This window comes from Nocardia sp. NPDC051981 (genome assembly GCF_040680715.1).
Classification (GTDB): domain Bacteria; phylum Actinomycetota; class Actinomycetes; order Mycobacteriales; family Mycobacteriaceae; genus Nocardia.
On record NZ_JBFAXK010000035.1, the window covers coordinates 69,505 to 80,103 of the forward strand.

Here is a 10,599-nt window from a genome sequence, read left to right on the forward strand (position 1 = left end):
GCAGTATCGCCGCTGCGGCGGGCGGACGGTCATCGACCGGCCGCGCGCGCCAGTTCCTCGGGGTATCGGGCGCCCGCGACAGTGCCGGAGGGGGCGGCGGCCTCGATCCGGGCCAGGTCCTCGGCGGTCAGCGTGATCTCGGCGGCCGCGACGTTCTGCTCGAGGTAGGTGCGGCGCTTGGTGCCGGGGATGGGGACCACGTCCTGACCCCGGGACTGGACCCAGGCCAGTGCCAATTGACCGGGGGTGACGCCCTTTTCGTCGGCGAGGCTGCGCAGTGCCGCGACGATGGCGAGATTGGCGTCGAAGTTGCCGTCGGCGAAACGGGGCAGGCGGCGGCGCATGTCGTCGGCCGGGAGGTCGGCGGTCGAGGTGATCGCGCCGGTGAGGAAGCCGCGCCCCAGCGGGGAGAAGGGGACGATGCCGATGCCGAGTTCGCGGCAGGCGGGGAGGATCTCGGCCTCGATATCGCGGGTCCAGAGGGACCATTCGCTCTGGAGCGCGGTCACCGGGTGGACGGCGTGGGCGCGGCGGATGCTGTCCACCGAGGCTTCGGAGATGCCGAGGTAACGGACCTTGCCCGCCTGGACCAGCTGCGCCAGGGCGCCCCAGGTCTCCTCGATCGGCACGTTCGGGTCGACGCGGTGCTGGTAGTAGAGGTCGATGTGGTCGACGCCGAGCCGTGCGAGGGATTCATCGCAGGACTGCTTCACGTAGGCGGCGTCGCCGCGGGCGCCCATCGCGCCCTTGTCGCCCCAGATGATGCCGAACTTGGTTGCGAGGACCACCTTGTCGCGGCGGTCGGCGATGGCGCGGCCCACCAGGCGCTCATTGGTTTCCGGCCCGTAGACATCGGCGGTGTCGAGCAGGGTGACGCCGAGGTCCAGAGCACGGTGGATGGTGGCGATGGACTCGGCGTCATCGTCGTGCACGCCGTAGGCGTGGCTCATGCCCATGCAGCCGAGGCCCTGCGCGCCGACGGTCAGTTCGCCGAGCTTCCTGGTCGCGATCATGCGGTGAATCCTCCTCGGTAGGACTGGAATTCGCGGCGGGAGCCGCGCACGGACACGACGCTACGACCTGGAGTGTGCTCCAGGTCAACCAGGAAACCGCGCAGTCGCACACTCACCGGCGGTTCGGCATGTGGTGGTGGAGCAGGACGGTGAGCTGGGTGCCCGCGTCGGTGAAGGGCAGGGCGGATTTCAGCGCCCGGCTCTGCACGATCGCGCCCTCGATCACCGACAGTGCGAAACCCGACAGCGAGCACGCCGTCGCGCGCTCGACCCCGGCCGCCACCAATCCGTCGGCCAGCCGCGCGGTCCATTCGGAGAACGCCTGCCCGGCCGCCGACTGCAGTGCCGGGTCGAGTTCGTCGAGAGCGGCGGCCATCATGAACGAGCCCGCCCGGAACTCGCTGGTCTCCAGCTGGCCGCGCCAGAAGCCGAGCAGTTCGTCTACCCACGCCGCCAGTGAGGGCGCGCCCGGCAGTGCGTCGGACATGCGGCTCACGTGCGAGTAGACCATGCGGGACACGATGCGGGCGGCGGTCGCCACCAATTCGCCCTTGCCGGACGGGAAGTGCTGGTACAGCGAGTTTCGGGAGGCATTGCTGCGCTTGAGTAGCTCGTTCAGCCCGGCCGCGTGCACGCCGTGCTCCTGGACGGTGGTGATGGTGCTCGCGATCAATCGGGCGCGCGGTCCCGCCGTCATTGCAAATCCCTCCAGCCCTTGTGTGAACCGATCGGTCCATGTTAAACCTTTCCCATGTGGACCGATCGGTTCATATGGGAAAAGAGGAATTCCGCGCATGTCAGCCCAGATCGCCACCGCCACCCCGGTCGCCCACGCCGCGCTGCTCGGCCTGGGCGTGTACCGACCACGCCGGGTGGTCCCCAATGCCGAGATCGTCGACCGCATCAACTCCTCGGACGAATGGATCCGGACCCGCTCCGGCATCGAGGCCCGCCACTGGGCCGAAGCGGACGAGACCATCGTGAGCATGAGCACCGCCGCCGCCGCCGACGCGCTCGCGGCCGCGGGCGTCACCGCACAGCAGATCGACGCGGTCATCCTGGCCACGTCCTCCCAGATGGTGCTGGGGCCGTCGGCCGGCGCCGTCGTCGCCACCGAACTCGGCATGCACGATACCGCCGCCTTCGACGTCTCCGCCGGCTGCGCGGGCTTCTGCTACGCGCTGGCCAACGCCGCCAACCTGGTGCGCGCCGGACAGGCCCGGCATGTGCTGGTGATCGGTGTGGAACGGCTTTCGGACCTGCTCGACCAGGAGGACCGGACCTGCGCGTTCATCTTCGCCGACGGCGCTGGCGCGGTCGTGGTGGGACCGTCGGAGGCCGAGGGCATCGGGCCGGTGGCCTGGGGTTCGGACGGCAGTCAGACTGCGGCGATCAAGCAGGACAAGGACTTTCAGCAGTACTTCGCCGAGGTGGCGGAAGCCGAGGCGACCGGCGGCAGCACGGTGCGGCCGTACATCCGGATGAACGGTACGGCCGTATTCCGTTGGGCCGTCACGTTCTTGGAGAAGGCGTGCCGCGACGCGCTGGATCAGGCGGGCGTCACCGTCGAGGATCTGCACGCGTTCGTGCCGCATCAGGCCAACAGCCGCATCACCGACGCGCTGGTGCGCACCCTGCACATGCCCGAAAGCGTTGCTGTCGCAAGGGATATCGCCGAGACCGGTAACACCAGCGCCGCGTCGATCCCGATGGCCATGGAGCAGCTGCTGCGCTCCGGCGCGTCCCGGCCGGGCGACACCGCGCTGCTGCTGGGTTTCGGTGCGGGCCTGGCCTACGCCGGTCAGGTGGTCAAACTCCCCGCCATCGCCTGACGATCGGACCGCGGACAACGAAATCCGTTGTGTGAAGCGACGGAAACCGTACCAATGAGAAGCGCCCTCGCACGGAAGTCGCGGGTTCACACGGTCGTCGCGGCACTCTCGATTTGAGAGGCTGCGGCGATCGTGTCGTTTCTAGCAGCGGTCCAGCAAACGATGAGTTCGCCTTCGCCTCCGCTTTCCCTGCCGTGCACGCCAATGGCGACGCCTTGGACTCCGCGGTCAGCCCGGTCGCACCGCGTAACGATAAGGACGGCCTGCCCGACCTCACCCAGCCTGCGGTGACGCCTGGTGGCACATTCCGCTACCGGATCACCGTCCCCGCCGCAGGCACCTGTTTCCTCCACCCGCACATCGACCAAGCGGGCATGCCCGGAGTGATCGTCTACAGCTCCACCACCGTGAACCAACGCTGTGACCAGTATTACAATGCCTAGCGGGCAAACGCGAAGGAAACGGATTGAACACAGCAGCGCGCGGCAACCCCTGGGTCGCCGTCAGGCCGGATGATGACCTCACACAGTTGACGCAGCGAGTGTCGTCCGCTCACCGCTCTTTCCTCGAAGGTGTGGACCAGATGCCGACCCTGCGCCCCGAGTATTACTCGGTGCGCCCGGTGGTTCTCGATTCCTGGCGTCGCAGCCGCAGCAACGGTGTCAACCCCGACGACTTCGGAGACGGGGTGGATCTCGATGGTCTGGACCTGCAGCGGTATCGGGCCGCGCATCCAACGGCGCTTATCCGGCCGGTCGTGCGAAAGCTGCTGGTCGAAGACGCCGCCGAGGCCGGGCTGCTCGTAGCGATCAGTGACGCCGAGGGGCGATTGCTCTGGGTCGAGGGCGATTCGAAGGCCAAGGACCGAGCTCTTGCCATGAACTTCGTGGAGGGCGCCGACTGGAGCGAAGACAGGGTCGGTACCAATGCCCCCGGTACCGCGCTCGCCCTCGATCACCACGTGCAGTTCTTCGGGGCCGAACATTTCAGCCGCGCCGTGCACGAGTGGAGCTGCTCGGCAGCCCCTGTGCACGATCCGCTGACCGGCCGGACCATCGGCGCCATCGACATCACCGGTGGCCCGCGCGTCGCCGCGGTGGAGGTGTTGTCGTTGATCAGGGCGACAGTGGTGGCTGCGGAATCCGAGCTACGGCTACACCTGCTCAATGCGCCCGAACCGCTCGACACGACGACGCAACTGCGGGTGCTCGGCTCGGATCGGCCGACTCTGACCCGCGGCGGTGAGCGCATCCGCCTGTCGCAGCGGCATGCCGAGATCCTGTTGCTGCTGGCCGACCATCCGGAGGGTTTGAGCGCCGACCACCTCGCCATGCTGCTGGACGAATCGGAGTTGGATCCGGTAACGGTGCGTGCGGAGCTCTCCCGGGTGCGAAAGCTGTTGGGCGCCAACAGCCTCGGCTCGCGACCATACCGACTGCTGATGGAGCTCGACACCGATGTCAACGAGGTTCGACGGGCACTGGGGCGCGGCGACGCGGCGGCGGCAATGCGCGCCTACCCGGGCCCGATTCTGCCCCGCTCGCTGGCGCCCGGCATTACCGAGCTGCGCACCGAGTTGCGTGGTTGCCTGCGCGCCGCTCTGCTGACGGCGGGCGATCGCCGACTCCTCGGCCAGTGGACCAGTTCGGTCGATGGGCGCGACGACGTTGCGGCGTGGACCGCCTACCTTGCCTCGCTCGACCGACAGTCCTCGATGTATGCCCAGGTCAAGTCCAAGCTGGCGCTGCTGGACCGCAGGCTGGGCATCTGACCAGTTTCTTGCAACTGTTGTGCAACATGGTTGCTCCTAGTGTTCCGGGTCACACCTGCTGCAGGAAAAGTCACAAGACCGAGGAGCATTCGATGACCGTCTTTGCCCGCCCAGGAACACCCGATGCCGTCATGTCGTTCCAGGCTCGTTACGACAACTGGATCGGCGGCGAGTGGGTAGCACCTGTCAAGGGGCAGTACTTCGAGAATCCGACCCCGGTCACGGGTCAGCCGTTCTGCGAGGTCGCCCGTGGCACCGCCGAGGACATCGAACTCGCTCTCGATGCCGCCCATGCCGCCGCACCGGCCTGGGGCAAGACCTCGGTTGCCGAGCGCGCCATCATCCTGAACAAGATCGCGGACCGGATGGAGCAGCACCTCGAGGCGATCGCCCTCGCAGAGACCTGGGACAACGGCAAGCCGATCCGCGAGACCCTGGCCGCCGACATCCCGCTCGCGATCGACCACTTCCGCTACTTCGCCGGCGCGATCCGCGCCCAGGAGGGCTCGCTGTCGGAGATCGATGTCGACACCGTCGCCTACCACTTCCATGAGCCGCTCGGCGTGGTCGGCCAGATCATTCCGTGGAACTTCCCGATTCTGATGGCCACCTGGAAGCTCGCACCTGCCCTCGCCGCAGGCAATGCCGTTGTCCTCAAGCCGGCCGAACAGACGCCGGTCTCGATCCTGTTCCTGATCAGTCTCATCGGAGATCTGCTGCCGCCCGGCGTTGTCAATATCGTCAACGGTTTCGGCGTCGAGGCAGGCAAACCACTGGCGTCGAGTCCACGAATCAAGAAGATCGCGTTCACCGGCGAGACCACTACCGGCCGCCTGATCATGCAGTACGCCTCCCAGAATCTGATTCCGGTCACCCTGGAGCTCGGCGGCAAGAGCCCGAACATCTTCTTCTCCGATGTGCTCGCCGCGAATGACGACTACCAGGACAAGGCCCTGGAAGGTTTCACCATGTTCGCGCTCAACCAGGGCGAGGTCTGCACCTGTCCATCGCGCGCGCTCATCCAGGCTGATATCTACGACGAATTCCTGGCCTCTGCCGTGGTGCGCACCAAGGCTGTGCGACAGGGCAATCCGCTCGATACGGAGACCATGATCGGCGCGCAAGCCAGCAACGATCAGCTCGAAAAGATCCTCTCCTACATCGAGATCGGCAAGGGCGAGGGCGCAACTCTGCTCACCGGCGGTGAGCGCGCCGACCTCGGCGGCGACCTGTCCGGCGGCTACTACGTGCAGCCCACGGTGTTCGCTGGACACAACGCGATGCGGATCTTCCAGGAAGAGATCTTCGGCCCCGTCGTCTCCGCGACCTCGTTCGCCGACTACGACGATGCCATCAAGATCGCCAACGACACCCTTTACGGGCTCGGCGCGGGCGTATGGTCACGCGACGGCGCGGTAGCCTACCGGGCCGGCCGCGACATCCAGGCCGGGCGGGTGTGGACCAATACCTACCACCAGTACCCCGCGCATGCGGCGTTCGGAGGGTACAAGCAGTCCGGGATCGGCCGCGAGAACCACCACATGATGCTCGACCACTACCAGCAGACGAAGAACCTCCTGGTCGGCTACGCGTCGAAGGCGCAAGGCTTCTTCTGATGGTCGATGCCGCTGCGGTAATCCCCCGGCGGGTGCTTGTCACCGTGGCGGCGATGGATCTGCTCCGTCGCCTCCGCGGTCTGCACGGACCGCTGATGCTGCACCAATCCGGCGGATGCTGTGATGGCTCGGCCCCGATGTGCTATCCCGCAGGCGAATTCGTGGTCGGCGGCCACGATGTCCTCCTCGGACTGCTCGATCTGCGGTTGCTGGTCGACGAACTGCCCGACACTCCTCCCGCACCGGACGATACTGCGCCGGTGTGGATCTCGGGTCCGCAGTTCGCGGCCTGGCAGCACACCCAGCTCGTCCTCGACGCCGTACCGGGACGTGGTTCCGGATTCAGCCTGGAATCGCCGGAAGGACTTCGATTCCTCAGTCGCGGAAGGGTTTTCGAGCACGCCGAACTACTCGCGCTGGCCCGGACCGAAACCTTGACAGGTGCGGACTGGGAGCGCGGCGCGCGTCCGACAACACCAGCCCAACCCCAGGTTGTCGGCCGAGCGGCCGATGCGTGTCCTGTTCCTCGCGGAACACCCAAGAACTCTGTGTGATTCATCCAGCAAGAAGGAGGTCGCGATGGCGATCCCCACTGATCAGCCCACCCACGACGACCACAACCAGGACAGTGCTTACCTTGCGAAGCGAACCCTGAGATCGGGGTCTGCGGGCTGGTTGCTTCTCGCCGGTCTCGGCGTCAGCTATGTGATCTCCGGCGACTACGCCGGCTGGAACAACGGCTTGGCGCAGGGCGGTTTCGGAGGCTTGCTCATCGCCACCGTGGTGATCGCGGGCATGTATCTGGCCATGGTGCTGGGCATGGCCGAGATGTCCTCGGCATTGCCCGCGGCGGGCGGTGGCTACACCTTCGCCCGGCGCGCGCTCGGGCCCTGGGGCGGATTCGCCACTGGCGCGGCCGTCCTCATCGAGTACGCCATCGCGCCCGCGGCCATCGCGACCTTTATCGGTGCGTATGTCGAATCGCTGAATCTGTTCGGGATCACGGACGGCTGGTGGGTCTATCTGGCCGTGTATGCGCTGTTCATCGGCATTCATCTCACCGGTGCCGGTGAGGCGCTCAAGGCGATGTTCGTCATCACCGCGATCGCGTTGGTCGGGTTGGCCGTCTTCGTGGTGTCGGCGTGGGGATTGTTCGACGCTGGGAACCTGACCGACATTCCGGCAGATCCCGCGGCGGTGGGCAGTTCGTCGTTCCTGCCGTTCGGGTACTTCGGGATCTGGGCTGCGGTGCCGTTCGCGATCTGGTTCTTCCTGGCGGTGGAGGGTGTGCCGTTGGCCGCCGAAGAAGCACGGGAACCTGAGAAGAACGTGCCCAAGGGCATCACCATCAGCATGCTGGTGCTGATCACCACCGGCGCGATGGTGCTGTTCCTTGCGACCGGAGCTCTCGGCGCCAAAGCGATTTCGAGTTCGGGCAACCCGCTGGTCGCGGCGCTCGGGGATTCGGGTGCCGGCAAGCTCGTCAACTACATCGGTCTGGCCGGGTTGGTCGCGAGCTTCTTCTCGATCGTCTACGCCTACTCGCGCCAGACCTTCGCGCTCTCGCGGGCCGGATATCTGCCGACGAGCCTGTCGGTCACCAACGCGCGCAAAGCGCCCATGCTCGCGCTCATCGTGCCCGGCATCATCGGATTCGCACTCTCGCTGACCGGTGAGGGCGCGATGCTGCTGAACATGGCCGTCTTCGGCGCGGCGCTGAGCTACGTCCTCATGATGATCAGCCACATCGTGCTGCGCGTCCGGGAGCCGAACATGCCCCGGCCGTATCGCACCCCAGGCGGGATTCTCACCACGGCCTTCGCCCTCGTGATCGCCTGCACGGCTGTCATCGCCACCTTCCTCGTCGACCGCACCGCCGCGACCTGGGCCTTGCTCGCCTTCGCCGGGTTCATGGCCTACTTCGGTCTCTACAGCCGCCATCACCTGGTCGCCAACTCGCCGGACGAGGAATTCGCCGCCCTGGCCAAGGCGGAGGAGGAGCTCGAATGACGGTCTACCACCAGCAGATCGGCGGCACCAACTACACCTTCGACGGTCTCGTCGAATTGATGGCCAAGGCGACGCCACGGCGTGGCGGCGACGAACTGGCCGGCTGTGCGGCGGCATCGGACGCCGAACGCGCGGCCGCGCAGTGGGCGCTCGCCGAGGTGCCGCTCGACTGGTTCCTCCGAGAACTCTTGGTGCCCTACGAGGACGACGAGGTCACCCGACTGATCATCGACTCGCACGATCGCGTTGCCTTCCAAGCGCTCTCGCATCTGACCGTCGGCGGTCTGCGGGACTGGCTGATGGAGACATCGGCCCGCAACGATGCCGCCGCCAGGCTGCGGGCGGTATCCCCAGGGCTGACACCGGAAATGGTGGCCGCGGTCAGCAAAATCATGCGCAACCAGGACCTGATTGCGGTAGCACGTGCCACCGAGGTGACGGCGGGCTTCCGTACAACGATCGGGCTGCCCGGGCGACTGAGCACCCGTCTGCAGCCCAACCATCCGACCGACGACCCGCGGGGTATCGCCGCGGCGACCCTCGATGGACTGCTCCTCGGCTGCGGTGACGCGGTGATCGGCATCAATCCGGCGACAGACTCCCCGCATGCCACCGCGGATCTGCTCCATCTACTCGACGAGATCCGTCAGCGCTTCGCCATTCCCACCCAGTCGTGCGTGCTCTCGCATGTGACCACGACGATCGAGCTGATCGAGAAAGGTGTTCCGGTGGATCTGGTTTTCCAATCCGTCGCGGGCACCGAAGGTGCGAATACCGGCTTCGGAGTGAATATTGCGCTGCTGCGCGAAGGCAACGAAGCGGGGCGATCGCTGCATCGCGGCACCGTCGGCAACAATGTGATGTACCTGGAAACCGGACAGGGATCGGCGCTGTCGGCGAACGCGCATCTGGGCACCGATGGCAAACCCGTCGACCAGCAGACCCTGGAGGCCCGCGCGTACGCCGTGGCGAGAGATCTGCAGCCGCTCTTGGTGAATACCGTCGTCGGCTTCATCGGCCCCGAGTATCTCTACGACGGCAAACAGATCATCCGCGCCGGCCTCGAAGACCACTTCTGCGGCAAATTGCTCGGCCTGCCCATGGGCGTCGATGTCTGCTACACCAACCACGCCGAAGCCGACCAAGACGATATGGACACCCTGGTCACTCTCCTCGGCGCGGCCGGAGCGGCGTTCGTTATCGCGGTGCCAGGCGCCGATGACGTAATGCTCGGCTACCAGAGCCTCAGCTTCCACGATGCCCTATACGCGCGGCGGGTACTCGGCCTGCGCGTCGCACCGGAGTTCGAGACGTGGCTGCAAGGACTTGGCATGGCCGACGCGGGCGGGCGGATACTGCCTGTCGAAATCGCCTCCTCCCCATTACGCGAATTGACCGGAGCGCTATGAGCATCGAACGCGGAGAACGAACGCCGCAAGACTTCTGGGACATGCTGCGCCCGAGCACCCAGTCCAGGATCGGTCTAGGCCGCGTCGGCGACGCACTGCCGACGGCGAATGTGCTCGAATTCCGCTCGGCGCACGCTGCGGCCCGCGATGCGGTACACCTGCCACTCGACGTGCCCGTCTTGGCAGCTCGGGTCGAAACGGTCGGCCTCGGCACACCCGTGACCATCCGCAGCCGGGCCACCTCTCGTCCCGAATACCTGCGCCGCCCCGACCTCGGCCGACTCCCCGACGACCTGACCGCCGTCCCCCACACCGGTGCCGACCTCGGCTTCGTTCTCGGCGACGGACTGTCACCGCGCGCCCTCATGAACCACGGCGCACCTCTTCTTGCCGCCATCGCCGAAGAACTCGCCGACACCTATTCGATCGCGCCACCGGTCATCGCCACCCAGGCCCGTGTCGCCCTGGGGGATCACATCGCCACCGCCATGGGCGTACGCACCCTGGTCGTCCTCATCGGTGAACGCCCTGGCCTCTCGGTGGCCGACAGCCTCGGCATCTACCTCACTCACCTACCACGGCCCGGCCGAACCGACGCCGACCGCAACTGCATCTCCAATATTCATCCGCCCGAAGGCCTCGGCTACCACCAGGCGGCAAAGGTGGTGTCCAGCTTGATCTCCGGCGCACGGAAGCTCGGCAGATCCGGCGTGGACCTCAAGGACACCTCCCGCGCCCAAGAATTGGCTTCCACTGCGGCACTGACGATTTTGGATACAGCCGAATAGACGAAGGGTCGCCGCCGACCCCGGACACGGCGGCGGCCGACATGATCGCCACCCAGTGTTGTAGTGCCGCCGTCACCTCTGCGCGGCCTGCATGCGAGAGAAGAAGAGACGAGATGACCGACACCACCGCCGACCACCTGGATGCCTATCCGCCCAGCGC

At 66.5% G+C, this 10,599-nt stretch carries 10 protein-coding genes; 8 read left to right on the plus strand and 2 right to left on the minus strand.

Annotated elements, in window-relative coordinates; genetic code table 11:
- Window positions 1-29 precede the first annotated feature (29 nt).
- Window positions 30-1,013, minus strand: coding sequence for an aldo/keto reductase (locus tag AB0L60_RS37825; RefSeq protein ID WP_364624437.1), 984 nt, complete (start codon window positions 1,011-1,013; stop codon window positions 30-32).
- Window positions 1,014-1,125: 112 nt separating this feature from the next.
- Window positions 1,126-1,710 carry a TetR/AcrR family transcriptional regulator gene (locus AB0L60_RS37830; protein ID WP_364624439.1) on the minus strand — a complete coding sequence of 195 codons (585 nt, stop codon included), beginning with the start codon at window positions 1,708-1,710 and terminating at the stop codon, window positions 1,126-1,128.
- Window positions 1,711-1,807: 97 nt separating this feature from the next.
- On the opposite strand from AB0L60_RS37830, the gene AB0L60_RS37835 reads away from it, so the two are divergent.
- From AB0L60_RS37835 to eutC, 8 genes are all read left to right on the plus strand, one after another.
- Entirely contained in the window at window positions 1,808-2,845 is a 1,038-nt protein-coding gene (locus AB0L60_RS37835; protein WP_364624441.1) for a beta-ketoacyl-ACP synthase III, read from the plus strand.
- A gap of 194 nt (window positions 2,846-3,039) precedes the next feature.
- The gene (locus AB0L60_RS37840; protein WP_364624444.1) at window positions 3,040-3,288 is read left to right on the plus strand and encodes a multicopper oxidase domain-containing protein; all 249 of its coding nucleotides are present in this window, start codon (window positions 3,040-3,042) and stop codon (window positions 3,286-3,288) included.
- Window positions 3,289-3,428: 140 nt separating this feature from the next.
- Window positions 3,429-4,616 carry a transcriptional regulator gene (locus tag AB0L60_RS37845; protein WP_364624446.1) on the plus strand — a complete coding sequence of 396 codons (1,188 nt, stop codon included), beginning with the start codon at window positions 3,429-3,431 and terminating at the stop codon, window positions 4,614-4,616.
- 92 nt (window positions 4,617-4,708) lie between these two features.
- Complete coding sequence (adh, locus tag AB0L60_RS37850) at window positions 4,709-6,232, plus strand: aldehyde dehydrogenase (protein WP_364624448.1); 1,524 nt, start codon at window positions 4,709-4,711, stop codon at window positions 6,230-6,232.
- Entirely contained in the window at window positions 6,232-6,786 is a 555-nt protein-coding gene (locus AB0L60_RS37855; RefSeq protein ID WP_364624450.1) for a DUF779 domain-containing protein, read from the plus strand. Before adh ends, AB0L60_RS37855 begins: the two co-directional genes overlap by 1 nt.
- Window positions 6,787-6,811: 25 nt before the next feature.
- Window positions 6,812-8,242 (plus strand): ethanolamine permease, encoded by a 1,431-nt coding sequence (gene eat / locus AB0L60_RS37860; RefSeq protein ID WP_364624452.1) that lies wholly within the window; start codon window positions 6,812-6,814, stop codon window positions 8,240-8,242.
- Window positions 8,239-9,651, plus strand: coding sequence for an ethanolamine ammonia-lyase subunit EutB (locus AB0L60_RS37865; protein ID WP_364624454.1), 1,413 nt, complete (start codon window positions 8,239-8,241; stop codon window positions 9,649-9,651). The genes eat and AB0L60_RS37865 overlap by 4 nt, the downstream gene beginning before the upstream one ends.
- Complete coding sequence (gene eutC / locus AB0L60_RS37870; RefSeq protein WP_364624456.1) at window positions 9,648-10,439, plus strand: ethanolamine ammonia-lyase subunit EutC; 792 nt, start codon at window positions 9,648-9,650, stop codon at window positions 10,437-10,439. Before AB0L60_RS37865 ends, eutC begins: the two co-directional genes overlap by 4 nt.
- Window positions 10,440-10,599: the final 160 nt, after the last annotated feature.

Coding starts and splice junctions, on each gene's coding strand:
- AB0L60_RS37845 (WP_364624446.1), top strand. CDS start 3,429: ATGCCGACCCTGCGCCCCGAGTATTACTCGGTGCGCCCGGTGGTTCTC.
- AB0L60_RS37830 (WP_364624439.1), bottom strand. CDS start 1,710: ATGACGGCGGGACCGCGCGCCCGATTGATCGCGAGCACCATCACCACC.
- AB0L60_RS37825 (WP_364624437.1), bottom strand. CDS start 1,013: ATGATCGCGACCAGGAAGCTCGGCGAACTGACCGTCGGCGCGCAGGGC.
- eutC (WP_364624456.1), top strand. CDS start 9,648: ATGAGCATCGAACGCGGAGAACGAACGCCGCAAGACTTCTGGGACATG.
- AB0L60_RS37855 (WP_364624450.1), top strand. CDS start 6,232: ATGGTCGATGCCGCTGCGGTAATCCCCCGGCGGGTGCTTGTCACCGTG.
- eat (WP_364624452.1), top strand. CDS start 6,812: ATGGCGATCCCCACTGATCAGCCCACCCACGACGACCACAACCAGGAC.
- AB0L60_RS37865 (WP_364624454.1), top strand. CDS start 8,239: ATGACGGTCTACCACCAGCAGATCGGCGGCACCAACTACACCTTCGAC.
- adh (WP_364624448.1), top strand. CDS start 4,709: ATGACCGTCTTTGCCCGCCCAGGAACACCCGATGCCGTCATGTCGTTC.
- AB0L60_RS37835 (WP_364624441.1), top strand. CDS start 1,808: ATGTCAGCCCAGATCGCCACCGCCACCCCGGTCGCCCACGCCGCGCTG.